Here is a 25,195-nt window from a genome sequence, read left to right on the forward strand (position 1 = left end):
GGGGCACGGGGCTAGACTCGGCAACAGGGCCTCCTTTTATTTGTTATTGCGAACGCTGGTCCTACCTGCGTCAAAGCTTTCTTTACGCTCGGCATAATCCTCATTACTTTCCCAGACTTTTAAAGAGGGTTCTGGAAGATCGATTAGAGGTCCTTTACCAGATTCATATTTTTGCCCATCTTCAAACGCTTCTTGCTTACTCTCTTTGCTGGCACTCATGGTCACACTCCTTCCCACGGAGGGGTATCAATCACGATTTGTAAACCATACTGCACATACAATGTTAGCCTAACTGATTCTGGTGCCTGCCGGGCTTCGTCTTGACTTTTTACCGCACCAATTGGTCGACAGGTTGAATAAGCCTGAGCTATCTCACTTCTCCTCCAGGCCTGGGAGGGTCAGAAACTCGCTCCAATCCTGCATCATTTGCCGCCGTTTAATAAACAAATCCCCACGCCTGTATGCTGCCTCAACTTTATTTTCGATAACATGAGCGAGAGCCATCTCTGCAACATCTCTAGGATAACTGGAGACTTCTCCTGACCAATCTCTGAAGCTAGAACGGAATCCATGCGGAACATAATCTCCTCTGGAGCCTTTTACGCCATAACCCATACGTCGCATTACCTGGAGTAATGCCATATTTGAAAGAGGGCGGCCATGACGGATTCCTGGGAAGATATATGGATTACCTTCGATTTTCGGTAGAGCCGTTAGGATAGAAATTGCGGGATCTGATAACGGCACCCTATGTTCCTGCCTGGCCTTCATGCGCTCAGCAGGTATGGTCCATGTGGCTTCATTAAAATCAATCTCCTTCCATCGTGCTTCCAGAACTTCACTGGTACGCGTTGCAGTCAGGATTAGAAGGCGCAATGCTTGTGCCGAGGTTCCGGTATTATTCGATAACTCAGAAAAGAAGGCGGGAACTTCGGTGTATGGCATCGCTGGGTGATGTTTGACCCTGGCTATTCTGGATGGCTTAGGCAGAAGTTTATCCAGGTGCCCTCTCCAACGTGCAGGATTTAGAGGCTCCCTCCATTTGTGAGCCGCTGCGTAATCAAGAACATTTTCGATACGACCCTGAAGCCGTTTAGCTGTTTCAGTTTTGCTAGTCCAGATAGGGGAGAGAATCTTAAGCACATCTTCAGTAGTGATGGAGTCGATTTTCCGTGATCCGATAATCGGTCTGGCGTAAGTCTTGAGGGTGCTCGTCCATTGTTTGGAATGTTTTTTGTTCTTCCAGCCACGCCGATGAGCACGAATATATCGGGCGGCACAGGAGGTAAAATCAGGGATCATCTCTTCGTCTGCTTGGCGAGCGTTTATAGGGTCAATGCCATTCTTTGCCTGTTTGCGGCACTTCGTTGCCTCTTCCCTAGCCTCTGCTAAGCCGATATCGGGGAAGCTACCTAACCCCATCTCTCTTCGCTTACCGCTTATGGTAAAGCGCAATACCCACTTTTTAGCCCCGCTTTGAGACACAACGAGTCGCAGCCCTCCACCATCTTCGTACTTACCCTGCGTGGCAGTGGCGACTTTTCGTGGGGATAATTTGTGAATAGCCATCCCGTGGTTTCTCCGTTACATATTCGTGTGGGCGGAGGGTCGGTCCCCCACATGGCCCCCTTTATGCAAAGATTATACGGGTTCCTCTGGGATTTGCTAGGACTATATATACCTGATATGAAACGATAATATACTCTTTATGGAACGCCTTTGGCGACTATATCGGCGGACTCCCCCTCCGCCAGTTTACGCTCCCACGACCTCAGTTAGTAAACCAGGCTTTTTATTATTTTCCTCCTTGCTTCCCCGTTCCGGGGCGCCCTAATTCTCCGGCATTTCTCCACCGTATTACCGCTCCTTATTAACACACCACTGTCATTGTGCAGCCACTCCGCCAGCTGATTCAGCCCGACGCGACAGCGACCCTAAGCCTCATTCTCAGTTGGTGCCGGTGGCTGTCGATACGGGCCGGTATTGCCTATTCCGCTTGACTGGAACAGCGCTACGCTGTTGAGCTACAAAAACCAGCACCCGGGCCAGCGTCAGATAGGTGGGGTTTGCCAGAAATTTCTCGTGCTCAGGTGCGCGGCCCTAAATGGCATGGTATGCCACAGAGTTGCCTTGTTTAATCGGCGAAGCGCCTTTTTCAGGTAATGTCAGTGCCCGGTTTGGCTGGTTAAATGACTCCACAATCAACATTGCGTTGATTGTTTCTCCTTCTGGAGTTCGACCCTGGTGATTGGCCCCCGTTGACCGGGGGCCTTTTTTCGAATGACAGTATTCTTGTGCTAGGTATTCCGCTGCCGGGCTAGTTCAGACTGGCACGACTGCCGGCACCCTGTGCCGCAATTGAACCCCCGTCGGAGAGCCGCATCAGGTCCACCAGGATGTAGCCGCTTTCCAGCAGCAGGGGATCGGTTTCCTCTTCCGGTTCAACTGCCGTGGCGCTCTCATCCGCAGCCTCGGTCTCAGGGGTCAGTTGAGCCACATCCACTGTGTCCGTATCCTCTTCGGTAGCGCTGGCCACGGTATCACCGGCGGCCTCGTCGCCTTCCTCCACCCACTCGCGCAGAGGCAGCCCTTTCAGGAAGCGTCGCATATTCTCGGCGTCAAATTCCTCACGACGGGATTCCGCACGCTCTGCCTTGACCATCGCTTCGTTGAGAGAGAGGGTAGTCCTATCCCGGTATTTGAGAGAACGTTCAATCTGGTCTTCCAGATAAATGAAGTCCGGGGAGTTACTGGCGCGCTCCTCGTGCAGACGCGACAGTTCCGGCAGGAACTCCTGGATGGGATAATACGCGGAGTACTCCACCGGGCGAACGGTATCCCAGGGCAGTGCGCCATCGAGACTGCTTTCACCAAGGTCCTCGTAAGTCTGGAGAATGTCGGGGAACTCAATGTCCGGCACGACACCACGGTGCTGCGTGCTTTCTCCGGAAATCCGGTAGAACTTGGAGCGGGTCAGTTTCACCTGGCCGTAGTTCATGGGGATGATTTCCTGCACGGTACCTTTACCAAAGGTTTGTCCACCCAGGACAACACCCCGCTGGTAGTCCTGAATTGCACCGGCAAAAATTTCCGAGGCCGAGGCGCTGGTCCGGTTGACCAGCACAGCAAGCGGGCCATCGTAAACCACTTCCGGATCGTTGTCGCCGAAGGCCCTTACAAATCCGGCGCGGATCCCGGTGTAGCGAATCTGAACGGTGGCACCGGTATCGATAAACAGGCCGACGAGCTGATTCACTTCACTCAGAGAGCCGCCGCCGTTATTGCGCAGATCGACGACCACACCATCGACGCCTTCCTGCTTCAGTTCTTCCAGCAGGATTTTGACATCGCGCGTGGAGCTTTTGAAGTCTTCCTCACCCCGGGACGCGGCTTCGAAGTCAAAATAGAAAGTAGGCAGATTGATCACCCCGATACGGTAGTCGTAACCGTTGGCGCTCAGCTCAATAATCTCTTTTTTAGCGGATTGGTCTTCCAGCTTCACGGTATCCCGGGTGATGCTGACCACACGGGAACTGGATTCGCTCACGGCATCCGGCGGCAGTACACTGAGCCGCACGACGGTGCCTTTTTCGCCCCGAATCTGATCAACAACGTCGTCCAGTCGCATCCCGACTACATCCTGAATAGCGCCGTCAGGGCCCTGACCAATGCCGATGATCTTTTCACCGGCCTGCAGGTCGCCGCCGCGTTCTGCCGGACCGCCCTTGATCAGTTCCACCACCTTGGTGTACTCATCTTCGGTGGTCAGCTGGGCACCAATTCCCTGCAGTGACAGCGACAGGCCCATGTTGAAGTTTTCCGAATCGCGGGGCGAAAAATAGGCTGTGTGGGGATCGACGGCTCGGGCGACGGTCGCCAGGTAGGTCTGAAAGACATCTCTTTCGTTAGTCTTGAGTACCTGGTTGAGCTGATTGCGATAACGCTTGCTGAGCTTGTCGCGGATCTCTTCGTTGCTGTCCCCGGTCAGCTTGAGGCTCAGGACACTGTTCTTCATGCGCTTGCGCCACAGCTCATTCAGTTCTTCCCGGCTGGTCGGGAAGGGGGCGTCCTCGCGATCGATCAGGATTTCCTCATTCACGGAAAAGTCCATGTCCGGAATGTCGTTTTCGATGGTCTCGATAGCAAAAATCAGTCGGTCCAGTAAACGTTGCAGGTAGACGTTATACATTTCGAAACCCGGTTCCACGCTGCCATTTTTCAGGCTGTCGTCCAGGCTGTAGCGATAGGATTCGAATCGATTCACATCGGCCTGCAGGAAGTACAAGCGTGAGCCGTCCAGGACGTCCAGATAGCTGTCCAGCAACTCGGCCGAAAACTCGTCGTTAACCTCCACTTTGGAGTAGTGTTTTTCCTCCAGCTCTTTGATCAGGTCGGAGGCGGTCTGCCCGTAGATCAATTCACTGCGTATTGGCTGATAAAGCGATTCCAGGTCCAGTACCGCGTCCAGTTCCACGGGTTCCTGCGCCAGTGCCAGCTGGCTGGCGGAAATAACGAACGCACCGAGCCAGGACGCGGTCCGGCGGAGCTTCAAAGGGAACTTGGAATAGGCAGTGGTGATTTCGGTCATATCGTCTTCCATTGCTTCAGCGTTTTTTGGGGCAGCGGTTCAATGTAATCAGGGTGTCGAACCGACGGTTTTTGCGCAGACATCTGCGCCTTTGCTGCGTTTTCTGTGTTCGTACCAGTCTTTCTTACTGTTCCTCATAAAGGAACGCTGGACGGACTTATTCAGTTCAGTCAATTTATACAACAGTGTTGCCTTAGTATCTACCGCCTTGGTCTCTGAAAAAGAGGTTCCAGGCGAAAAATCTGACTTCAGTCCCACCCCGGTGCCCAGGGCGGCCGCGCTTCCACCCGTTTCGAGCCTTATATTGCTATTAACATCAAGGCTTTATGATTTTTCCTCGGGCCGAAGCGTGCCTTTCGGCACGCTCGACGTCGATGTACCGATCGGTAATGGCGCTGGAGCCGTGTCCCGCATCGTCCCGCACATGCTCCCGGGGGCGATGTTTCACATCTTCCGAGATGCCCGTGTGACGCAGCCAGTGAACCGTGGCCGCCGACAGGCGCTCTGCCTCGTCCGTGAATCCCTCCGAGCGCATCCGCGCTTCTGCGGTATCAAAACATTTCTGCACAATACCCCTGATCTGGCGGGTGCTGGTAATGCCCCCGGCGCCCCGGGTTTTATGAATCAGTGGCGTGGATTCGCCGGGCAGGGGCCATGCCGGTAACCCTCTTGCCAGGCGATAGCGTTGCAATGCATTCAGCATGGCATCGCTGACGGAGATTTCCCGCTCCTTATTACCCTTGCCCACGGTCAGGAACCACCAGTTACCCTCCTGGTCGGGTTGAAAATGACCCATTTGTGGCGCCCAGCGACTGGTCTCGACCAATTCAGAAATACGCAGGTACATGGCGTACAGGGCATTCATGATGAACAGGGTGCGCTCATGGATTTCCGGTGCCTGCGCTGCCATCTGTTCGGCTGTTTCAATGATGTAATTCCACTGCAGTGGTGACAGGCGGCGGATCTTGGTCTGCCCCTGCCGCTTGCGGATAAACTTACTTTTCTGACGGATCTGAGAGACCGGATTAGCGGCCAGAAAGTTCTCCTGGATCAGAAAGTTAAAGAAACTGCTTAAGACACTGAATAAGGATTGCAGAGCGTTTTGAGAAAGCACGTACTGGGGCGCAGTCGTTACATAGGGGCGCCAATCGGGATTGGGCCGGCGCAGGCCTTCGCGGTTCAGGAACCGTGCCACGTTTTTCTTCCCCACCCAAGCGGCGGGCGGTTGCCGCGAAAATTCCACATACCGTTCGATGTCTTCCCGGGCCAGTTGCCTGATGGATTTTTTCGCGATCAGCCACATCCATTGTAGAAAATGCTCGATCTCGCGGCGATAAGTAGAAAACGTGTCGGGGCTGCCCCGGTAGCTGTAAATAAATTCACTGGCCAGCTGGTAATCGGTTTCAGCATCGCCAGGCAGGGCAATGGCCGTCAACGTCCCCAGATCCCGAATCGGATGCTTGAACGGGTTCGGCATCTCCTCGAGGGTATCAAACAAGGGCGTCGGTGATGTGATAATCGGCATTATCCGGGCTCTCTAACCTGCTGAATTAAAATCATTTCTACTATTAGTCATGAAGGCTCTGCAAACCCGTTTCAGAAACTGTCTGATGCCAGGCAGTGACCGTGCACCTGCTGCGTGGCTTTACAGGGGTTATCGTCCGCCGCTAAACTCCCGTTATGTAGCGGATTATATAACGAATGGAGTTTTCGCTCGAGAAGCCGGACCCGCCAATGCCTTGCCACTTCACCAGCCTGCTTTACTGGAAGACCGCACGTACGGGCTTGCTGCTTGCCTTGCTGGTGGGTTTCACACTGCCAGTCCGGGCAGACACTCTTACTGTAGCGGTCGCATCGAACTTTGCTGAAACCCTGGCGACGCTGGCTGCCCGATTCGAGCAGCAGTCGGGCCATCAGATCCGCATCGTCCGGGGCTCCAGTGGCCGCCATTACGCTCAGATCGTCAACGGCGCACCGTTCGACCTGTTCTTTTCCGCGGATGCCCGGCGGCCCGGGGAGTTGGTCTCCCGACTGGCGCTTCCCAATGACCGGCTGCAGACCTACGCCCTGGGCAGGCTGGTGGTCTGGGCGTTGGCCGACAAGGGTGGGGAGGCTGTGCAGGCGCGGCTTACGGCGCTGCAATTCGCCACCCTGGCGATGGCCAACCCAAGACTGGCCCCTTATGGGCAGGCCGCCGAGGAAGCACTGCAGGCATTGGGTCTGGCAGACAGAATAGCGGCGGGGCCTATCCGCCTGGTACGCGGCGAGAATGTCGCTCAAGCTTATCAATACGTGGCGACTGGCAATGCACAACTTGGCTTTGTGGCACTCTCTCAGGTGCTGGCTGCCGGTGGCGGAGCGTACTGGGTCGTGCCGGAGCAGCTCTACCAGCCCATTGTTCAGCAACTGGTGTTACTGCGGGATAGCGCCGCCGGTAGAGATTTTCTCACCTACCTGGCGTCCCCGGCGGCCCGCTCCCTCATCGAATCGGCTGGCTATGGACTTCCCTGATGACTGAGGAAAAGACTTAGAAAAGTGTTGCAACAAGCTGATTTACAAGCTTTATACCTAACCATCCAGTTGGCAGCCTACAGCACGACCATCCTGCTGGTGCTGGGCACTCCCCTGGCCTGGTGGCTGGCGCGTTCGTCCTCCAGAATCCGCCCGCTGGTTGAGGCGCTGGTAGCCTTGCCACTGGTGCTGCCGCCAACCGTGCTGGGGTTTTATCTGTTGATCGCCTTGTCGCCGGACGGGGTCATTGGGGGGGCGCTGCAGGCGTTTGGTTTGCCGGCCCTGGCATTCTCCTTTTCGGGGCTGGTGGCAGGTTCGGTGATCTATTCTCTGCCCTTTGTTGTACAGCCACTGCAGAATGCCTTTATAGCCCTGGGCAACCGCCCGTTGGAAGTTGCCGCAACGCTGGGAGCAGGGCCGGTGGCAAGTTTTATCCATGTGGTATTGCCGCTGTCGCGCCTCGGGTATCTATCAGCGGCGGTGCTCGGCTTCGCCCACACGCTGGGGGAGTTCGGCGTGGTACTGATGATTGGCGGCAATATCCCGGGCGAGACACAGGTGGTTTCAATTGCAATCTACGAACATGTCGAGGCGCTTGCGTACACCGAAGCCCATATCCTGGCTGGCCTGCTGCTCGGCCTTTCCTTTCTGGTGCTGTTGCTGGTGAATCTCGCCAATCGCCGGTCCCGTCAGGTGAACCTGCCATGATCACGATCCGCAGTCAGCTTGAGCGTGGCGGTTTTGGTCTGGACGTGACCTGTGAGCTGCCGGGGCAGGGCGTTACAGTGATCTTTGGCTCTTCCGGGTCCGGTAAGACCAGCCTGTTGCGCAGTGTTGCCGGGCTTGAGAAACATGCCCGCGGGACGGTGCGGGTAAATGGACAAACCTGGCAGGATGAGAGATTTGTCCTGCCTGTCCATAAGCGTGGTGTGGGCTTTGTTTTTCAGCAGCCCAGCCTTTTCCCTCACCTGTCAGTGGACGCTAACCTGTCATTTGGAGCGCGCCGCCGGGGTGGACCCGGCCTGGACGAGGAAGCCAGCATTGCAACCCTGGGATTGAAACCCTTGCTCGGACGCCCGGTGGGAGAACTGTCTGGAGGCGAACAGCAGCGCGTGGCTCTGGGGCGGGCTCTGCTGAGCAGGCCCCGCCTGCTGCTGTTGGACGAGCCACTGGCGGCACTCGACCTTAGCAGTAGAAAAAATCTCATACCAGTTATTGAAAATGCCATGCATCTACTTGATATACCTGCTCTTTATGTAACCCATTCGATTGATGAGATGGTGCGTCTTGCCGATCACGTCGTGGTTATGGAAGGGGGTGGCATAGTAGCCAGCGGGCCTCTGGTCGAGCTATTTTCCAAGCTTGATTCGCCGCTGGCGCAACTGGATGATGCGTTCAGCGTGCTGCCAGGGCGTATATTGCCGGGGCAGCTACCCGGCCTGTCCTCGGTTGAATCCGGCGCCGGGAACCTGTTCCATGTGCCGCTGGCGCCCATCTCAGGCCTTGGCCAGGTGCGCCTGAAAGTCCAGGCCAGGGATGTCAGCCTGAGTCTGGAGAAAACTGAAAAAAGCAGTATTCTCAATATCCTGCCAGCTGTTGTAGAACAGGTTTCTGAGGTAAATGCCAGCGGTAGCTGTCTGGTAAGACTGGACCTCAGAGGAGATAAGCTGTTAGCACGGATATCCGATTACTCGCGGCAGCAACTGGCGATTCAGCCCGGCACGGCGTTGTACGCCCAGGTCAAGGCCGCGGCATTGCTGCAGGCGGGTCCTGTCAACCGGCCATGAGAATGACGCTGGACGCCTTGAAGAAGGCGGTAACCGAATGCCCGGCAGCAAGTCCAAGCCGGGCGGCGCTTTGATTGGTGATCACTGCATTAAGTGTCTTTCCGTCACCGATATCCACAGAGACATCGGTATTCACCTTACCTTTCACCAGCCTGGAGATTTGCCCGGTGATGATATTCCTGGCGCTGACGGTGAGATCCGGGCTGGTACTCAACAGCACCGAAGAGGCCTTGACCAGGGCGACCAGGCTTCTGCCCGGCCGGGCATCCAGCTCTTTGCGGCTTTGCTCAGTGATTATGGCAATCAACGACACCTGCTCGTTAACCCGCAGTGTGATCTCGGCGTTAACCGCGCCTGGCTGCACGGCTTCCACCGCGCCCAGAAACTGATTGCCTGCGCTGCTGACCAGTTGGCTGGTCTTCACGAAGCTGGTCAGGTCGTCAAGGCTGTCGACGCCGCCACCAAGCCGGTTGATAAAAGCGTTGTGCTGCTCCTGAAGGCGTGTAAAGCCCGCCAGGATCTTTTCACCGTGTGGGGTAAGGCAGCTTCCACCCCCTTGACTGCCTCCCGTTGAGCGTGTCACCAGGGGCTGTTGCGACAGGTTATTCATGCGTTCCAGCCGCTCCCAGGCCGTCTTGTAGCTGATACCCAGTTCCCTCGCGGCGGCGCTGATTGATCCGGACTCACTGATGGCACTGAGTAGCTTCACCTGTTCCAGTGCGAATGTGCTGCCACTGGTATCCGCTGTAAGCCATATCTGGCCTTGCAATTTGCTGGGCATCGGTCCTCCGGGGACTGCAGAAACGAACGGGTATTCTACCGTGGCCCGCCATGGCTTTGTTGCGCTGCCCCAGGCCTCTTTTTGCCTTTTCGGCTTGAGGGCAGGGTACTACGCAGTTTCGGGCAGCCAGCCTGGCATTGAATACCGGCAGGCCAGGTAGCCTGTTTGCGAGCGTGGCTGGGCTGTTTTGACCGGTATTTTCACATATACTGCGGTCATGCTCCTAGCCCGGAATCGCGCCGCAAAACCCTGTTAGTAGTCACTGACATAAAGTGATAATTCACATAAGGAATGATAGCTAACAATCTGAATTTAAAAATAAGGTTGAACAATGCAGAAGACAAACAGGATCAAAACAAGTCTGACGGGCACCCTGGTCAGTCTGATCGCGACCGGGCTTCTGGCACAGGAAAATGGCATGATTCCGCGCACCCCCGGTGGCAGACCGGATCTGCAAGGCATCTGGACCAACAAGACCTTGACACCGCTGACCCGGGGGCGGGAGTTTGGTGAGAATCGGGCATTGACTGCGGAGCAGGTGGCGCGCCTGGAGGCCGGGCGCCAGGATTTCCTGGAAGCAGAATTTGCCGCCAGTGACCCTGATCGTGAAGCAGGCGCCGGCGCGCAGGCCGGTAATGACGGCAATACCGAGGACGGCTACAACGAATTCTGGAAAGACGAAGGCAGTCACATCCAGGTGATCAACGGGGAGTACCGGGCTTCGATTGTAATAGACCCGCCTGACGGTCAGATTCCCTATAAAGGCGATCCCCGTGCCATGTTCCGCCGTGACCCCGGCGCACCCGGGCGCAGCGACGGACCAGAGGGGCGCCCGCTGGCCGAGCGCTGCCTGCTGTCCTTCGGTTCCCACTCCGGCCCACCCATGCTGCCGGTGATGTACAACAACAACTACCAGTTCATTCAGACCGATGACTACGTCGTAATTCTCGCCGAGATGGTTCACGATGCCCGTATCGTACGTCTCGATGGCAGTGAACTTATGCCCGACATGAAGAAGTGGATGGGTGATTCCGTGGGGCATTGGGAGGGCGATACGCTGGTGGTGGAAACCCTCGGCTTTCATCCTCAGCAAAGCTTTCGCGGTGCGTCGGAAAATCTGCAGGTCACCGAGCGCTTTACCCGAGTCTCCGACTCAGAAATTCTTTACAGCTTTACCCTGGATGACGACACGGTGTTCAGCCAACCCTGGACTGGCGAACTGATGTTCAATGCCCGCCCGTCCGACGAGGTGATCTACGAATACGCCTGTCACGAAGGCAACTACGCACTGCCCGGCATTCTCGCGGGGGCCCGACAACTGGAGGTGATGGCAGAGAGGGAGTCAGAGCAGTAAGACAGCTGACTGCCCTCTATAGAGTGCAGCAACAAACGGAGGACTGAATCTCCGTTGTTGTTTGCATGGCTGCGACGCAGACTTTTTGGCCGGCGCCCGTTGTTTTTGAGCAGGTGTCAGCGGTCGACTACCTCGTACATCCAGGTGTGTCCTTCGGTGACCTGTGATGCCCCGACGCCGAGACCCTCACCATATTTACGACTGAATTCCCTCAGTACCGGTTCAATCTCCGGTCCGCTGGTCAGGCGCATCAGGCGCTGTTCATAAAGTTGCCCATCGACCCTGACTATAATGCGATCATCGTTCTCCAGGTAATGGGGCCATTGCTTCCAGATGGCACCATAGCCGGTAGTCATGTAGCCACTTACGATGAACAGGCGGCCCTCATACACGGCAAGCCACACTGTTCGAGAGCGGGACGGTGTGAGGGTTTGAAACTCAATTGTGTCCCGATCCGTAAGAAAGCTCCAGTCCTCTGGTGGCGTGGCGCGGGTTCCGGTCTTGAACGGGCCTCCTGAAATGATCTCCAGTGGGCCATCGTGGAAACGCATGCTGACGAGAAAGAGCGTAACCGCCAGTAGTAGAATCAGCAAAAAAATGAACAATTTTTTAAAAAACGAGAGCACGTGATTTCCTCGGGACAGCCGAAAAGGGTAGGCTGAACACTACCACTTTCAGGCCTTATACAGAAGGGCAGGCACAATTATGGGGGGCTTCCGCAACAACCGTCTCACTCTCCGGGGTCGGTTTATCCTGGTCCTTGTCCTGATGGGGTTATCGGCAATACAGGCGTGTGCGCAAAGCCAGGAATCAGTCAGCAGGATTTCGTTGCAGCGCACCGCCTGTTTTGGTGTCTGTCCGGTCTACAATGTCAGCATTTACCCGAATGGCCTGGTTGAATTTCATGGGGAAAGATTCGTCGCATCGGTGGGTGATTACAATCACAGGGTAGATCCGGCCAATTTTGACCGACTGGCACAATTCGCCCGGGAAATCGATTTTTACTCTTTGTCTGCAGAGTACCGGGTCCGCATAGAAGCAGACAATTCGGTTACGGCGGTTTCAGATCTTCCTTCGCGCATCACTACTGTAGAAACCAGGAGCGAAGCGAAGTCGGTGCTTAATTACTTCGCCGGGCCACAGGAACTGGAGGATTTCGAAAATCTGATAGACCAGCTTACCGACAGCGCCCGGTGGGTAGGTGAGGAAATACCTGCGTTGTAAAAAATCTTTCGCAAGCCCGCAACCGCCTTTGACAATCCCTGCCAACAACGGCACAGTAGCTGTCAATGTGAACCAGTATCAATAACTCTTCTTTCTATACTTTCCTGTACTTCTACAACAACGAGGCAACAGATTAATGGAAGCAAACAGCTTGATTGCAGTGCTGATCATCGGCGGCATCGCCGGTTGGCTGGCTGGTAAGATCCTCAAAGGCAAGGGATTTGGCCTGGTCGGCAACATTGTGGTTGGCATCGTGGGTGCCCTGGTTGGCGGCTTTCTTTTCGGCATGCTTGGCGTCAGTGCCGGGGGATTTTTCGGTTCAATAGTTACCGCGACTATCGGCGCGGTGGTACTTCTCTACGCGGTCAGTCTAATTAAGAAGGTCTGACGCCGCTGGTCTGACATCGGTCAAAGCAATGACAGGTTGAACGGTAATAGACTTACTCAACGCAGGCTTGTCAACCTGCTGCCTGTTGCTGCGTTTAGAGGGATGTAAGTGGCAGGTGAATGGTGAAGCGTAGCGAAACCGTCAACCCGCTCTATCTACTGGCGATTACCAGCAGGCTGCGCCTCGCTGAATCGAGATTCACAGGAGCCCCGATGTATGTCAAACAAAGAATTCGAAAGTCTGAACTCCCTGCTGAAAACTATCAGGCCTGAGCGACGCAGGTTTATCAAGCGCGGCCTGGTCGTGGCTGGCGCCGTGGCACTGGCCGTTCCAAGTTCGACCTTGCTGGCGCAGCAAGGGCAACCGGGTACGGGAGGCAAAGGCAAGGGCAAGGGCAAAGGTCAGGGCGATGGCACCTTTCAGGGCGGCAAAGGCGACGGGACTTCTCAAGGTGGCAAGGGTAAGGGCAAGGGCGTGAACCCGGGAGGCCAGGGTCCTGGTAACGGAAAAGGCAAAGGTAAGGGTAAGGGTAAGGGCAAAGGCAAGGGGTCGGTCTAGCCAGGCCCAATCCTTTCTTATCCCGGAGCCAGGGCCTCAACGATGCCCTGGCTGAGCTGAGATGATGACTTCGACTCCTGTGGTCTTAAGGCCGAATCCTTTGAACGCCATCTTCGTAACCGATGACGAATACCTGGTTTATTGTCAGCCAAAAGGTATGCTCCATAAACTCAATGGTACCGCGGCATTCCTTTACGAACTTTGTGACGGCAAACGAACGCGAAATGAAGTTGTTGCGCTGCTGGGCCCCGAGGTCAGTGATCATTCGCCGCAGCTTCGAGCATGGCTCGAGAAGGCCGAAAAGAACCAGCTCCTGCTTGCGGAGCATTCAAAAGCCAGCATTGATAACCTTCGCCGATCGGAATTGTTTGCCCGGGAAGCCGATACTCTGCGTGACAACGGTGCCATTCTGGCTGCCTTTGTCTGTCAGTCTCAAGCCTGTGAACTGGCCCCTGAAAACGCAGAGCACTGGCTTGAGTTGGGGGAATTAGCCCATATCCTCGGCCGGCGCGCGGAAGCCAGAGAAGCCTATCGACACTTTACCGAGATGCGGCCGGATAATGCCGAGGCTAGACTCATTCTGCTCGCACTCAGCGACGAAGCGCCTCCTGCCCGGGCGCCGGATGACTGTATTCGCCAGCTTTACGCCAGGTTTTCAGGCTTTTATGAAGAGAATATGTGCGGAGACCTTGGGTATGAGGCGCCCAGGCGCCTGCAGGAGCTACTGGACAACTTTCTCAACAATGCCGGGAACCTGCAGGTGCTTGAACTGGGCTGTGGCACCGGACTTTCAGGCAAGGTATTGCGCCAATACGCCGCCCACCTGATCGGTGTCGATCTTTGCCCAGAGATGGTTTCGCAATGTCAGACCAGCCAGCTCTACGATCAGCTGGAAGTCGCTGAAATTACCGCCTTTCTCGCCAGGAAAGCAACGGAGGGGTGCCGTTTTGATCTGGTCGCAGCCTGTGACACGCTTATTTACTTCGGTGACCTGAGTCTGATTTTAAAACCTTCCGCAAATGTCCTGAAGCCCCAGGGCTACTTCGCTTTCACAGTAGAAAAGGGGGCTGAAGTCCCTTATAAATTGAACGATTCCGGGCGCTTTTCCCACTCTGAAAGTCATATTCGATCGACAGCGGAAGAAGCGGGGTTTGACGTGCTCAGTCTTGAGGAAGGCTTTCTTCGCTACGAGTATGGGGAACCTGTCACGGGGTTCAGCGTCATGCTAAAGAAACGAAATCCACAGTGAACGGCGCCTGACTTATTGGCAACAGACCTTCAATCTGGATAGCGGGTACCGCTTGTCGCGTTTTCAGCACCGCCAACTCGAGATCGTCCCCACCGCCTTATTATATTAAGGCCCCCATTATATGCCTGTATCTCATATAACACCCACCAATCTGCGCAACAGCCTGCTCGCCGCCGGCTTCAAGATAGAAGCGATGCACTTTGCCTCGAATTCTTCCATCGCCCCATCCCGTTCGTTCAGCCAGCCTGCCAAGCGGGTGACGGCAGAAATCCTGGCCATAAAACCGGTGGACAGACACACCTCAATGCTCCAGAAACACCCGGGGTAGCCCTGTCTAACGAATGACTCGCGAAAGACGCGCGCACAAGGTGAGCCTGTAAGGGGCACATAGACTGTGATCTGTGCGTAAGCTCATGGCAGGCGAGAGAATAAAGATCAGATGAAATCAGCCAGCACCTACGCCGCCGAATATGCGCCACTGTTACCGAACTGATCTTTACAAGGCTGGACAGCCTGTGCGATGTTGGCCTCATCTGCAGCAGGAGAAGCTCCCAGTGGCCGCACTCATAGGTTCAATTGTTGTTTTGGTGCTTATCAGTCTGGCCTGGCGGCTGGCGTCGCGCCGACACTCGATTCCCTGTCCGGCTTGGCTGGGTTGGCTGGTCGAGCTGGACAACCCCTTTGCCAGAACAAACCGGGCGGCAGCTATCGTAGAACATCTCGACCTCAGCCCTGGAATGACGGTGCTGGACCTGGGTTGTGGACCGGGCAGGGTAGCCGTTCCGGTAGCCGGGAGCGTCGGCCCACAAGGCCGGGTTATCGCCATGGACATCCAGGCTCGCATGATTTCCCGGGCACAGGAAAAAGCACAGGAAGCCGGGCTTACCAATATTGACTTCCTCCATGCAGGATCCGGAGAAAACCAACTTGGCAGGGAACGGTTTGATCGGGTTTTGCTGGTCACCGTGCTTGGCGAAATTCCGGACCGGGAAACGGCTCTGCAAGAGATCTTTGCGTCATTGAAAGCAGGGGGAATACTGTCCGTGACTGAAATCATCTTCGACCCCCATTTCCAAAGCCGCAACACAGTATCCCGGCTGGCACTTGAGGTGGGTTTCTCCGAAAAAGAGTATTTCGGTAGTCGGCTGGCGTATACGCTGAATCTTGAGAAGCCCGAGAGTCGCCTGGCCGCAGACAGGAAATACTGCCAATGAAGCGCTTTGGGCGTGAAGAGCTCGAAGTGTCAGATCTTATCTCCGGCAGAAAACTGCAGTTTGGTGCCAGCCTTGCTGCTCTATCAGCAATACGCCGGATTGAAGAATGATTACTTGCCCGGGATGAGATGGCTGACTGATTTGAGTGTCACTTTGTCTATGTATTCAAAAACCAGAAGTCTTCTTTTAGCCGTCGAGTTTATCGCGTGCTACTGGCACCTGCTTGCCGTCCTTCCTTTGGGATTTGCCTGGGGTCTGATAAGCCTGGTACAAGGAGGATACCTTCTGCTTCTCGGGCTTATACTGCCAGGGACGCTGGGGCTAATGGGCATAGTGAGTATGCTGATGGAGTTGATTTCAGGAGATGTTCAGTTGCCGCGTTTCACACAAATTTTTCTGACGGGCATTGGGGTTCTTCTGTTATTGCTTCTGTTTGCACAGTTCGCCGACAGAGATAACCTGTTATACGCTTTATATTTTTTCGGGGCGCCAATATTATGCGCAGTACATTTTATTGCTCTTACGCGATCTGGGGTCGTGCTGAAAGCCCAACCAGAAATCACCGAATGAAATGGCAACTCTTCACTTTAGAGATTTCATTTTACATCGCCTGAATGTGAGTAATGCTACAGCCTGAGTTAGGGGCCAATACTGCCCAATATCGAGGAATCACTTTCATGACTACTGGGCACGAAGACGCAGCGTTACTTGAGAGTTTGAATAATCAAATTCAAGAAAAGTTGCGGCGCTGTAACCATGTGAGTTGGGTCTTTGACATCCTGGTGTTCTGCTCTGTGACTGTCAATCTGGCGTTGTTCCTTATCGCCAACCTGGTTAGTTCAATCGCATCAGGGGCCCTGAACCCATTGAGTGTCGTGTTAGCAATTTTTGGATTTATGTTTACACTTTTTGTCTGGATATTCGCCACACATTTCCGCTTTTCGAAAAAGCTTACCTTGTATTTTTAGGGTGTAACCAGGCAGTCGATAATCAAAGTCTGGTTGGTTGAACGTCTAAAAGCTGAAAGTGCTGACCACGATCGTTAGGTCCCGTAATTACCGAAGGTCTTTAGGGAAGGGTGTTTCTCGGTTTTAACGGAATTAGAAGGGATAGCTACCTGTTATCTAATTGCTTTATAATTTCCGGTAATCTTTATTACCGGAAATAGTGAACTTATCCGAAATAACCACTTCTCGCACATAAAACCATTGTTGTTTTAACGCTATGTGCCTGATGACTGACCAATGCCTGGTATTGGTCGAGTCAGCAGCAATTGATTCCCGAACCGTGATTCGTTCAACTGGCTTCCTTCCAATCACCTTAACGCTATTTGCCGACTTTGAACCCGTTGGATTTGCCAAACCCTTTGGGTTGGCCTTTGGGTTGCAGCTCCGGCTTCTACGCTGAAATTGTTGCTGGATCATCAGAATCAATCTTCACACACCTGGGCATTGCTTCCAGAGCGTTGATTGGAGATTCACAATCCACAACTGAACGGTCCAATGAACCGATGACGATCGGCCCGTTGCAGCCATAATAACCCGCGAACTGAACACGATTCTTGTGTCCAGGCTCGGCGGAAAACTGCTTGAGATGTCCTGTCCGACGCTGCTATCAGATCTGCCTCGAAATCCGATCTGGAACATCAGGCCGACATGCCGACTATAATACGGCGACTGTACCGGCCAGACACCCGGCCCAATATTATTAAAGGTAACCTGCATGTTTGGCATCGCTGCAGCCTCAACGGCTTATGCGTAAAGACTTTAATATATTATTCCAATATATTGATATTATTGGATATTGTTTTCCTTATGTTAGTGAGTGTAAACTTATTGAGCTGCGATAAATTCTCACCGAATAAAAGCAATCGATGGAATAATCTGAGCTATGCCCAGACTCACCAGAGACACGCTCAGGCCGGTTTTTAACGCTTGGTGCGCAGGGTCACAAACTCCTCCGCCAACGTTGGATGGATACCTATAGTCCGGTCGAAATCCGCCTTGGTTGCGCCGCAGTTAAGCGCTACCGCGAAGCCCTGAACCAGCTCTCCAGCGTCTGGGCCTACCATGTGAACACCGAGTACCCTGTCATTACCGGCGTCGACCACCAGTTTCAGCAGCGACCGCTCTTCTCTACCGCTCAGGGAATGCCTGAGCTGCTTGACACTCGCACTGTAGATATCGATATCCTGGTTTTTAGCTCGGGCTTCCTCTTCGGTCAGGCCTACTGTTGCGACGTTGGGATGGGAGAAAACGGCCGAAGGTATGTTCTGGTATTCCATGTGCCGGGAATCCCCTGAAAACAACGCACGAGCCACCAGTTGCGCTTCCGCCAGGGCGACCGGCGTCAGTGCCACCCGATTGATCACATCGCCTACCGCATAAATGCTGGGTTCTGCAGTCTGAAAACGGTCATTAACCTCTATGGCCCCGTTATCGCTGAGCTTGACTGCCACATTCTCCAGGCCCAGGTTCTGGGTCATTGGTTTGCGGCCGGTGGCGGCCAGAACTGTGGTACTCTCAACTTCGCTTCCATTATCAAGAGTTGTAACTAACCTTTTATTATTGCTCTGTATTCTTACCGGTTTAGTCCCTAGCCTAAGATCCAGGCTCTGACTGATTTCACGGGTCAGGAACTGCCGTACTTCTTCGTCAAAGCCTCTCAGCAGCGCATTGCCTCGATACACCAGCGTTACCTTGCATCCAAGGCGGGTGAAGATGCTGGCGAACTCGACAGCGATATAACCGCCCCCGACAATCAGCATGGAATCCGGCAGGGTGTCCATATGAAAAATATCGTTGGATGTCATGGCCAGTTCGCTGCCGTCGAATGGTGCCACCCAGGGCCATCCACCAACAGCAATGAGGATATACTGCGCAGTAATGTGCTGGTCTGCGACCATAACTTCGTGGGGGCCGAGCACCGCTGCACGATGCTTGAATACAGCCACCTTATTATTCTCGAGTATCGACTTGTAAATGCCCTCTAACCTGCTGATTTCTTGATCCTTTGCCCTTTTCAATTTAGCCCAGTCAAAATCAACTTCAGGCGTGTCCCAGCCAAATCCGCGACTGTCCTGGAAATCATCCCGATAATGGGCAGCATAACTGAGCAGTTTTTTTGGCACGCAGCCTACATTCACGCAGGTGCCGCCGAAATAGCGCTCTTCAGCACAGGCCACCCGTGCTCCCAGGCTGGCAGCGACGCGACTGGCCCGGACTCCTCCCGAACCCCCGCCGATCACAAACAGATCATAATCATAATTCGACAAACTCGCGCCCTCTCCAGTGACTGAACCAAGGATAATCAATTTTCAGGTTGGCATTATGCACGGCTGTGTGGCTATTGAAACTCCCTTTACCGACCTTTCACAGATTGTGCTTTAATTGCTTTTAACGATGCGAACTCACCCGAACCAGCCAGAACTCTTTGCCCCCCAGGCCACGATAACCCATCGGCTTGAAAAGGCCGAGCTGACAGAATATCCAGAAGCATTTAACAGAACAGAGTCAGAGGGATACTTCGATCTTCTGAGACATGAAATAAACTGGCAGTCAGCCTCTATCCGCCTGGCAGGTCGATCGATTGCCATTCCCCGGCTGCAATGCTGGGTTGCGGAAAGCGGGTTCAATTACAGCTATTCCGGTATTCAGATGGCCCCACTGCCCTGGTCGGCAACGTTGCTGGCGATAAGGCAGCGGGTTCAGGAGCTGGCAGGGCTATCGTTCAATGCGGTGTTGCTGAATCTTTATCGAAACGGTCAGGACAGTGTCTCCTGGCATGCGGATGACGAGCCGGAACTGGGGCCCAATCCAGTCGTTGCTTCGGTCAGTTTCGGTGCCAGCCGGCCTTTTGAGCTCAAACCCAAGGACAACCACAGTGCTGCAAGATATCGGCTGATGCTCCACAGCGGCTCGTTGCTGGTAATGGGAAATACTATGCAAAACAACTGGCTCCACCAGATTCCTAAAGCAAAGGGACTGGAGGAGCCGAGGATCAACCTCACTTTCAGGCAAGTGTGTGAAAGGTCTGGATAGTTTTGATGTTGCCGTCGTCGGTGCTGGCGTCATCGGTCTGGCGATCGCGCAGCAACTGTCAGCAGCGCCTTTCATGCGCGGTCGGAGCCTGGTGCTGCTGGAGCAGGAAAGCGGGTTTGGGCAGCATACAAGCAGCCGCAACAGCGAGGTTATCCATGCAGGCATTTATTACCCTTCAGGCTCCCTGAAAGCGCTTCTGTGCGTTCGTGGCAAAGAATTGCTGTATGAGCACTGCCGGCGCTATGACATCCCTCACAAGCGCGTAGGCAAGCTGATCGTTGGCGGCCAGGGTGAAGCGGAGGCTCTCGAGAGGCTCCTGACGCAGGCGGCCTCCAACGGCGTCTCAGATCTTCAACTTCTTGAGGGAAAGTCAATTCAGGAACTTGAGGCGCAGGTCAGCGGGACACTGGGCCTGTATTCTCCCTCCTCAGGTATTATTAACTCGCATAGCTACCTGACCAGTCTGTTGCATCTCGCTCAGTCGCAGGGTGTTGTTTACTCACCGCGAACCCAGGTTCAGGCCCTATTCAGCCGGGGTAATGAGAGCCTGGTAGAAACCCGCATAATGACAGCAACGGGTAACGTCGCTGAAGCCTATGTGTTCCGCGCCGGTGTCGTGATCTGCTGCGCCGGCCTCGAGGGAGCTGCCCTCGCCAGCCGTATCGAGGGGCTCAACTCAGGCAGTATTCCCAGGCAGTACCTGTGCAAGGGAGATTATTTTTCCTATGCCGGCCGCAATCCGTTCAGGCACCTGGTCTACCCGTTACCTGAATCCAATACGACCGGGCTCGGCATTCACGCCACCCTGGACATGGCAGGGCAGTTACGCTTCGGGCCCGACACAGAGTACATTGACCAGGTGAATTACAGTATCGATCCCCTCAAACGCGAACGCTTCGCCGAAGCCATCAGACGTTATTTTCCAGCTGTTAACGCGACCGCGCTCAATCCCGATTATGCGGGCATCCGGCCTAAGCTTGCGGGCCCTGGCCAGCCGCCTGCCGATTTCGTATTCCAGGATGCGGCCGGGCATGGAGTCCCTAATCTGTTGCAGTTGTTCGGTATCGAATCGCCGGGCCTCACTGCAAGCCTGGCTATCGGGGAAAAAGTCACCGCCATAGTGCGTGATTATTTCTGAAGCCTGAAGCCGGCAAATCAATCTGATTCACCCCTGAACTGGCATTATTGACAGTCTGGTCCATACTCAATAGTAATAAAGTTCCCTGAGACAAATGTGCTGGCACTTCGGGTAACACACTCGATGCCGGTACAACTTACAGGATTTACGATTGCATCGAGCCAGGCTATGAAGCAGTTGTCGGGTTTTAAAACGCCGGGCTTCGGAGAACGAGTTCTCAGTAGGGCTCAAGTCGAATGCGGTTGCGCGTGCGTGTTGCAGATTTTTCACAACACTGCGAACCCCAGCAGTGTTCCGCCGGAGTCTCCCCCAGGCTCCGGTTTTTTTTGACTCTGCGTATCAGCAACTGATCACCTCGCCTCCAGATCTTTCAGGGATCTACCAGGCGGGTATCATGACCAAAATGCGATAGCGAAACGGCACCGCCCCGCCCCTGTGCACTATCACTCTAAAATGTGGGGACTGGCACTTCCAGTTTATCGGCGGGGGATTTGCTGAGAATTTCTTCAATAGTTGTCTGTAGAATAGCTTCCGCTTGATTAAACTGTACGCCAATCCCAGCCGGCCGATCACCCGGCGACCTGCAAGGGCAGGTCCAGACCACTCTTGCCTCAACCGCATGACACGCGTCAGCCAGGGACAGAACCATGAACACCTTTTCACCCAGGCAGCTGGTTACAGGAGTCGGTATAAAGATGCCACCGGAATCGACCCATTCAAGGTAATAATGCTGCAGAGCCGATGTGTCCGCGATGCGAAGGAAGAACAGTCTGGGCTGCCGCCCGGGAGACGGATCAGGCCCCATATCAGGAAACCAGGCGGGACCAACGCCACAGGATACCTTCAAGCACCAGTTGCGGATTAGGGTTCGATGCACCGATGAGTTGCTGCCTTGCCTCCTCGGCCGCCTGGTTGATGCCCAGTAAACGGGCCAGTATTTCATCCTCCGACCGGGCGGAACCAGCGAGAGCCTGATAGATCAGGCGGAGTGCCTGACCGGCTGCCTCGGGTGGCTCGTGGAGCAACAGGTGTTTTACCGTCAGCGAGCTGGTCTGCCATAACCAGTCCATAATTTTTTCTGCACCGATGGTTTTACCGGTGGCAGAAAAATCAACCGGATCCAGTTTTCCGACCAGCACCGCGGCCAGCCCCGTCAGGACGTTGTCCCGGTCCTGCAATTCGTCGCTATGCAGCAGCTCGAGAGCCTGAACCGGGCGGTTAGCAGCCAGGAGCAGCAGCCCTTCCAGCCCGGTTTCACCGGGGGCATTGGCTGCAAGCCATTCCAATGCCTGCTGTTGGTTCGGAACGGCAAACAGAATACGTTGGCAGCGACTACGGATAGTCGGGAGCAGCCTGCCGGGATTATCCGAGACCAACAGCAGGACAGTGCTGGCCGGCGGCTCCTCCAGAGTCTTGAGCAGGGCGTTGGCCGCATTGACGTTAAGCACTTCAGCCTGCTGCAGGATGACAACCTTGCGGGAATTACTGTGGCTCGTCTTACTGGAGAACTCAGCCAACTGCCTTACCTGGTCGATCTTGATGACCTTGCTGTCTTCCGGCTCTACCAGTAAAAGATCGGGGTTGCTGCCGGAACCCAAGAGCTGGCAGCTGCGACAATTGCCGCAGGCCTTATTGTCGGCCGGAGACGTGCAAAGCAACCGTGCAGCTGCGGACAGAGCGAAATGCCTTTTGCCCAGGCCGCACTCACCCATGAGCAGGTACGCATGCGCGAGGCGGTCGCCCTCCTGCTGTTGCATCAGCCGTTGCCACTGATGGCGTTGCCAAGGATAAGGTGCCAGTTCCATACTTGAGCTAATTCCCCGTCGGTGATTCGAAAAGCATTTCGACTACTGACAGTGTAGCAGACTTGACGCTCTCCAACGGCTGACCGGCATCTATAACAATGCAACGCTCTGGTTCAGCCGCCGCCCGTTGCAGATAGGTGCGACGTACCCGCTGGAAAAACTCCAGTTTTTCCTTTTCAAAGCGGTCCAGTTCGCCCCGCTCTGATGCACGGGACAGACCGGTCTCCGGATCGAGGTCAAGGATAATGGTCAGGTCCGGACGCAAATCGCCTTGAACTAATTGTTCCAGTAGTGAAATCCTGTTGACGTCCAGCTGCCGGCCACCTCCCTGATAGGCATAGGTCGCATCGGTGAATCGGTCACATAACACCCAGCATCCGCGCGCCAGCGCAGGCAGTATCTTATTCTGTAAGTGCTGAGCCCTGGCAGCGAACATCAGCAGCAGTTCGGCAGTCGGGTTCATGGCTTCGGCATGTTCCTGCAGGAGAAGATCCCGGATCTGTTCTGCCAACTCGGTTCCACCCGGCTCCCTGGTCACCAACAGGTTAATCTTGCGCTGCTCCAGAAACTCCTTGATGAATGCGATATTGGTGGATTTACCGACCCCCTCTACCCCTTCGATAGTGATAAATTTGGCACCGTCTTGTAACTGTCTGCTGTTTGTCATGGAAGCTTGATGTCCGTACGTTATAGCGGTTGTTCACCGAGTTGATAGCGGCGCACGGCCGCATTGTGCTCTTCGAGGGTAGCGGAAAACTGATGGCTGCCATCGCCACGGGAGACAAAATACAAGGCATCTGCAGTATCCGGGTTGACGCTGGCTAGTATTGCTTCTCGACCTGCCAGGGCGATCGGTGACGGAGGAAGCCCGTTTACGCGGTAGGTGTTGTAGGGGGTCACCTCGTTCAGAGCTTCGCGATCAATGTTGCCGTCGAAGCGGGAGCCCATCCCGTAAATCACCGTGGGGTCGGATTGCAGGCGCATGTTCTGTTCAAGACGCCGGATAAATACACCGGCAATCTGGCGCCGCTCGTCGGGAACGGCGGTCTCTTTTTCTACAATCGAGGCCAGAATCAGTGCTTCGTAAGGTGAATTGAACGGCAACGCTCCAGCCCGCCGCTCCCAGGTTTCGTCCAGGATTTCCAACAGGCGTCGATGGGCTCTTTGCAGGACCTCACGATCTGTCGTACCTCGCGTGTAGAAATAGGTGTCCGGGAACAGCTGTCCTTCCGGGTGAGTAAAACGAAATGCCAGGCTCTCTGCGATCGCCGCGCCGCCCTGCCCAGCCAAAGTCGCTGTGATTCCTGGACTGGACCAGATAGCATTCAGTGCCTGGGTGAACGTCCAGCCTTCAACCAGGGTGAGCTGATACTGTTTAACCTCGCCGCTGGTCAATTTGCTCAACAATTGAATAGCGCTGATCGGTGGATCGAGTTGGTATTCCCCTGCCTGCAACAACCCGTCACTGTCCGTTATTCTGGACCAGAGGGTAAATATCAACGGATAGTCAAGCCAGCCATTGCCAGCCAGTTCATCGGCCACTCTTGACAGCGACGCGCCGGCAGACACCTCGAAAACCACACTGGAGCTCAGGTTCAGGGGCGCATTAAGCTGCTCCCAGGCGCGAACCAGGAAACTTGCAATCAACAACGCAGAAATAACCGCGCCACTGAGCAACCAAAGCCAGAGAGATCTAGTTTTCCAAAACAAAGGCATCATCTACAAATTCGCCTGCTCTTTGTGCAAAGGGCCCGATTGCATAAGGAATAGGTCCGTCCACAAGCTGTAGTTCGGTAACCGGCCAGATACCAAATACACTGTTACAGAAGAACAGCTCCGACGCACTGCGAAGGGTCTCAAGGCTGACTATCTCCTGTTTGACTTCATTGACAGAGACATCCCCCCCGGCGAACCGGTTAATCAGGTATTCCCGCATCACACCGTGAATGCCGGCCTCCTGTAAAGAAGGAGTAACAAGCTCACCGCCTGAGACCAGAAATAAGTTGCTGCGGGTGCCTTCGATTACCTGTTCATCCTCGGTGAGCATTATACCTTCAGGAAATGCCTCGGAAAGTTCTCCACTGGCAATCACCTGGTCCAGCCTGCACAGGTGCTTGAAGCGGGTCAGCGAGCCGTTGCGGGAAATGGGATGGGAGCACAGTCGCGTTCGGATACCGCTGTCTCTGCGCAAATCCAACTCTGCCGGGAGAGGATAAAATTGTGCAATCCGGAGCGGTTCTGTCACCGCGGGTGGCTGGTAGCCTCGCCCTCCGCTACCTCGGGATATCAACAGTTTCGCGATGCCGTCGGAGGGATTGGTTGCTAACAATTGGAAGAGTTCTGCCTCAATCAATCGTGCATCGACCGGAATACCCAGATACTGGCAACCGGCGAGCAATCTCTTCAGATGCAATGACCACAGGGTCGGGGTTCGCCGGCTAATTCGAATCGTTTCGAATACCCCATCGCCATACTGGAAGGCCCGGTCAGAAACCGGTATACAGGTAGTGGTTTCGCCGTTGATCAGAGTAGCTGACACGTCGATGGTCTCTGTCGCT

Annotated in this window: 25 protein-coding genes; 14 read left to right on the plus strand and 11 right to left on the minus strand. The window is 54.6% G+C overall.

Annotated features, from left to right (window positions below; genetic code table 11):
- Nucleotides 1-36 precede the first annotated feature (36 nt).
- The 4 genes from R3F50_17125 to R3F50_17140 form a co-directional block, all read right to left on the minus strand.
- On the minus strand, nucleotides 37-219 hold the full coding sequence (locus R3F50_17125) for a hypothetical protein (protein ID MEZ5492010.1): 183 nt from the start codon (nucleotides 217-219) through the stop codon (nucleotides 37-39).
- 153 nt (nucleotides 220-372) lie between these two features.
- Entirely contained in the window at nucleotides 373-1,569 is a 1,197-nt protein-coding gene (locus tag R3F50_17130; protein MEZ5492011.1) for an integrase arm-type DNA-binding domain-containing protein, read from the minus strand.
- Between the two features lie 748 nt (nucleotides 1,570-2,317).
- Nucleotides 2,318-4,588 (minus strand): carboxy terminal-processing peptidase, encoded by a 2,271-nt coding sequence (locus R3F50_17135; protein ID MEZ5492012.1) that lies wholly within the window; start codon nucleotides 4,586-4,588, stop codon nucleotides 2,318-2,320.
- 316 nt (nucleotides 4,589-4,904) lie between these two features.
- Nucleotides 4,905-6,113: a tyrosine-type recombinase/integrase gene (locus R3F50_17140; GenBank protein ID MEZ5492013.1), complete on the minus strand. Its 1,209-nt coding sequence runs from the start codon at nucleotides 6,111-6,113 to the stop codon at nucleotides 4,905-4,907.
- 176 nt (nucleotides 6,114-6,289) lie between these two features.
- Here R3F50_17140 and modA point away from each other — a divergent pair, with 176 nt between their 5' ends.
- From modA to modC, 3 genes are read left to right on the plus strand one after another with little or no spacing between them, the layout of a single operon-like run.
- Nucleotides 6,290-7,099 (plus strand): molybdate ABC transporter substrate-binding protein, encoded by an 810-nt coding sequence (gene modA / locus R3F50_17145; protein ID MEZ5492014.1) that lies wholly within the window; start codon nucleotides 6,290-6,292, stop codon nucleotides 7,097-7,099.
- A 24-nt stretch (nucleotides 7,100-7,123) separates the two neighbouring features.
- Complete coding sequence (modB, locus tag R3F50_17150; GenBank protein ID MEZ5492015.1) at nucleotides 7,124-7,807, plus strand: molybdate ABC transporter permease subunit; 684 nt, start codon at nucleotides 7,124-7,126, stop codon at nucleotides 7,805-7,807.
- Complete coding sequence (gene modC, locus R3F50_17155) at nucleotides 7,804-8,886, plus strand: molybdenum ABC transporter ATP-binding protein (GenBank protein MEZ5492016.1); 1,083 nt, start codon at nucleotides 7,804-7,806, stop codon at nucleotides 8,884-8,886. Before modB ends, modC begins: the two co-directional genes overlap by 4 nt.
- On the opposite strand, the gene R3F50_17160 is transcribed toward modC, so the two are convergent.
- On the minus strand, nucleotides 8,873-9,667 hold the full coding sequence (locus tag R3F50_17160) for a TOBE domain-containing protein (protein MEZ5492017.1): 795 nt from the start codon (nucleotides 9,665-9,667) through the stop codon (nucleotides 8,873-8,875). The genes modC and R3F50_17160 overlap by 14 nt on opposite strands.
- Nucleotides 9,668-9,998: 331 nt before the next feature.
- On the opposite strand from R3F50_17160, the gene R3F50_17165 reads away from it, so the two are divergent.
- Nucleotides 9,999-11,021 carry a hypothetical protein gene (locus R3F50_17165; GenBank protein ID MEZ5492018.1) on the plus strand — a complete coding sequence of 341 codons (1,023 nt, stop codon included), beginning with the start codon at nucleotides 9,999-10,001 and terminating at the stop codon, nucleotides 11,019-11,021.
- Nucleotides 11,022-11,137: 116 nt separating this feature from the next.
- Here the strand turns inward: R3F50_17165 and R3F50_17170 are convergent, their stop codons facing one another.
- Nucleotides 11,138-11,647 carry a hypothetical protein gene (locus R3F50_17170; GenBank protein ID MEZ5492019.1) on the minus strand — a complete coding sequence of 170 codons (510 nt, stop codon included), beginning with the start codon at nucleotides 11,645-11,647 and terminating at the stop codon, nucleotides 11,138-11,140.
- A gap of 79 nt (nucleotides 11,648-11,726) precedes the next feature.
- Here R3F50_17170 and R3F50_17175 point away from each other — a divergent pair, with 79 nt between their 5' ends.
- From R3F50_17175 to R3F50_17210, 8 genes are all read left to right on the plus strand, one after another.
- Entirely contained in the window at nucleotides 11,727-12,245 is a 519-nt protein-coding gene (locus tag R3F50_17175) for a DUF6438 domain-containing protein (protein ID MEZ5492020.1), read from the plus strand.
- A gap of 136 nt (nucleotides 12,246-12,381) precedes the next feature.
- Complete coding sequence (locus R3F50_17180) at nucleotides 12,382-12,633, plus strand: GlsB/YeaQ/YmgE family stress response membrane protein (protein MEZ5492021.1); 252 nt, start codon at nucleotides 12,382-12,384, stop codon at nucleotides 12,631-12,633.
- A gap of 216 nt (nucleotides 12,634-12,849) precedes the next feature.
- Complete coding sequence (locus R3F50_17185) at nucleotides 12,850-13,191, plus strand: hypothetical protein (protein ID MEZ5492022.1); 342 nt, start codon at nucleotides 12,850-12,852, stop codon at nucleotides 13,189-13,191.
- 100 nt (nucleotides 13,192-13,291) lie between these two features.
- On the plus strand, nucleotides 13,292-14,440 hold the full coding sequence (locus R3F50_17190; GenBank protein ID MEZ5492023.1) for a PqqD family peptide modification chaperone: 1,149 nt from the start codon (nucleotides 13,292-13,294) through the stop codon (nucleotides 14,438-14,440).
- A 121-nt stretch (nucleotides 14,441-14,561) separates the two neighbouring features.
- The gene (locus R3F50_17195) at nucleotides 14,562-14,768 is read left to right on the plus strand and encodes a hypothetical protein (GenBank protein MEZ5492024.1); all 207 of its coding nucleotides are present in this window, start codon (nucleotides 14,562-14,564) and stop codon (nucleotides 14,766-14,768) included.
- A gap of 226 nt (nucleotides 14,769-14,994) precedes the next feature.
- On the plus strand, nucleotides 14,995-15,654 hold the full coding sequence (locus tag R3F50_17200; protein ID MEZ5492025.1) for a methyltransferase domain-containing protein: 660 nt from the start codon (nucleotides 14,995-14,997) through the stop codon (nucleotides 15,652-15,654).
- Between the two features lie 99 nt (nucleotides 15,655-15,753).
- Entirely contained in the window at nucleotides 15,754-16,224 is a 471-nt protein-coding gene (locus R3F50_17205; protein ID MEZ5492026.1) for a hypothetical protein, read from the plus strand.
- 107 nt (nucleotides 16,225-16,331) lie between these two features.
- The gene (locus R3F50_17210; protein ID MEZ5492027.1) at nucleotides 16,332-16,622 is read left to right on the plus strand and encodes a hypothetical protein; all 291 of its coding nucleotides are present in this window, start codon (nucleotides 16,332-16,334) and stop codon (nucleotides 16,620-16,622) included.
- Between the two features lie 959 nt (nucleotides 16,623-17,581).
- On the opposite strand, the gene gorA is transcribed toward R3F50_17210, so the two are convergent.
- Nucleotides 17,582-18,928 carry a glutathione-disulfide reductase gene (gorA, locus tag R3F50_17215; protein MEZ5492028.1) on the minus strand — a complete coding sequence of 449 codons (1,347 nt, stop codon included), beginning with the start codon at nucleotides 18,926-18,928 and terminating at the stop codon, nucleotides 17,582-17,584.
- 127 nt (nucleotides 18,929-19,055) lie between these two features.
- On the opposite strand from gorA, the gene R3F50_17220 reads away from it, so the two are divergent.
- Nucleotides 19,056-19,694 carry an alpha-ketoglutarate-dependent dioxygenase AlkB gene (locus R3F50_17220; protein MEZ5492029.1) on the plus strand — a complete coding sequence of 213 codons (639 nt, stop codon included), beginning with the start codon at nucleotides 19,056-19,058 and terminating at the stop codon, nucleotides 19,692-19,694.
- Nucleotides 19,687-20,832 (plus strand): NAD(P)/FAD-dependent oxidoreductase, encoded by a 1,146-nt coding sequence (locus R3F50_17225; GenBank protein MEZ5492030.1) that lies wholly within the window; start codon nucleotides 19,687-19,689, stop codon nucleotides 20,830-20,832. Before R3F50_17220 ends, R3F50_17225 begins: the two co-directional genes overlap by 8 nt.
- 806 nt (nucleotides 20,833-21,638) lie before the next feature.
- Here R3F50_17225 and R3F50_17230 read toward each other — a convergent pair.
- The 4 genes from R3F50_17230 to pabC are packed head-to-tail and all read right to left on the minus strand — an operon-like array spanning nucleotide 21,639 to nucleotide 25,176.
- Nucleotides 21,639-22,637, minus strand: a complete 999-nt coding sequence (locus R3F50_17230) for a DNA polymerase III subunit delta' (protein ID MEZ5492031.1) — start codon at nucleotides 22,635-22,637, stop codon at nucleotides 21,639-21,641.
- 7 nt (nucleotides 22,638-22,644) lie between these two features.
- On the minus strand, nucleotides 22,645-23,304 hold the full coding sequence (gene tmk / locus R3F50_17235) for a dTMP kinase (GenBank protein ID MEZ5492032.1): 660 nt from the start codon (nucleotides 23,302-23,304) through the stop codon (nucleotides 22,645-22,647).
- Nucleotides 23,305-23,324: 20 nt separating this feature from the next.
- On the minus strand, nucleotides 23,325-24,356 hold the full coding sequence (gene mltG, locus R3F50_17240) for an endolytic transglycosylase MltG (GenBank protein MEZ5492033.1): 1,032 nt from the start codon (nucleotides 24,354-24,356) through the stop codon (nucleotides 23,325-23,327).
- Nucleotides 24,331-25,176, minus strand: coding sequence for an aminodeoxychorismate lyase (pabC, locus tag R3F50_17245; protein MEZ5492034.1), 846 nt, complete (start codon nucleotides 25,174-25,176; stop codon nucleotides 24,331-24,333). Before pabC ends, mltG begins: the two co-directional genes overlap by 26 nt.
- Nucleotides 25,177-25,195: the final 19 nt, after the last annotated feature.

The organism is Gammaproteobacteria bacterium (assembly GCA_041395725.1).
Lineage (GTDB): Bacteria > Pseudomonadota > Gammaproteobacteria > Pseudomonadales > Pseudohongiellaceae > NORP240.

Excerpts from the sequence above, each read along its gene's own strand:
- R3F50_17125 (MEZ5492010.1), bottom strand. The coding sequence starts at position 219 with ATGAGTGCCAGCAAAGAGAGTAAGCAAGAAGCGTTTGAAGATGGGCAA.
- R3F50_17130 (MEZ5492011.1), bottom strand. The coding sequence starts at position 1,569 with ATGGCTATTCACAAATTATCCCCACGAAAAGTCGCCACTGCCACGCAG.
- R3F50_17135 (MEZ5492012.1), bottom strand. The coding sequence starts at position 4,588 with ATGACCGAAATCACCACTGCCTATTCCAAGTTCCCTTTGAAGCTCCGC.
- R3F50_17140 (MEZ5492013.1), bottom strand. The coding sequence starts at position 6,113 with ATGCCGATTATCACATCACCGACGCCCTTGTTTGATACCCTCGAGGAG.
- modA (MEZ5492014.1), top strand. The coding sequence starts at position 6,290 with ATGGAGTTTTCGCTCGAGAAGCCGGACCCGCCAATGCCTTGCCACTTC.
- modC (MEZ5492016.1), top strand. The coding sequence starts at position 7,804 with ATGATCACGATCCGCAGTCAGCTTGAGCGTGGCGGTTTTGGTCTGGAC.
- R3F50_17160 (MEZ5492017.1), bottom strand. The coding sequence starts at position 9,667 with ATGCCCAGCAAATTGCAAGGCCAGATATGGCTTACAGCGGATACCAGT.
- R3F50_17165 (MEZ5492018.1), top strand. The coding sequence starts at position 9,999 with ATGCAGAAGACAAACAGGATCAAAACAAGTCTGACGGGCACCCTGGTC.
- R3F50_17175 (MEZ5492020.1), top strand. The coding sequence starts at position 11,727 with ATGGGGGGCTTCCGCAACAACCGTCTCACTCTCCGGGGTCGGTTTATC.
- R3F50_17180 (MEZ5492021.1), top strand. The coding sequence starts at position 12,382 with ATGGAAGCAAACAGCTTGATTGCAGTGCTGATCATCGGCGGCATCGCC.
- R3F50_17185 (MEZ5492022.1), top strand. The coding sequence starts at position 12,850 with ATGTCAAACAAAGAATTCGAAAGTCTGAACTCCCTGCTGAAAACTATC.
- R3F50_17195 (MEZ5492024.1), top strand. The coding sequence starts at position 14,562 with ATGCCTGTATCTCATATAACACCCACCAATCTGCGCAACAGCCTGCTC.
- R3F50_17210 (MEZ5492027.1), top strand. The coding sequence starts at position 16,332 with ATGACTACTGGGCACGAAGACGCAGCGTTACTTGAGAGTTTGAATAAT.
- R3F50_17220 (MEZ5492029.1), top strand. The coding sequence starts at position 19,056 with ATGCGAACTCACCCGAACCAGCCAGAACTCTTTGCCCCCCAGGCCACG.
- R3F50_17230 (MEZ5492031.1), bottom strand. The coding sequence starts at position 22,637 with ATGGAACTGGCACCTTATCCTTGGCAACGCCATCAGTGGCAACGGCTG.
- tmk (MEZ5492032.1), bottom strand. The coding sequence starts at position 23,304 with ATGACAAACAGCAGACAGTTACAAGACGGTGCCAAATTTATCACTATC.
- mltG (MEZ5492033.1), bottom strand. The coding sequence starts at position 24,356 with ATGATGCCTTTGTTTTGGAAAACTAGATCTCTCTGGCTTTGGTTGCTC.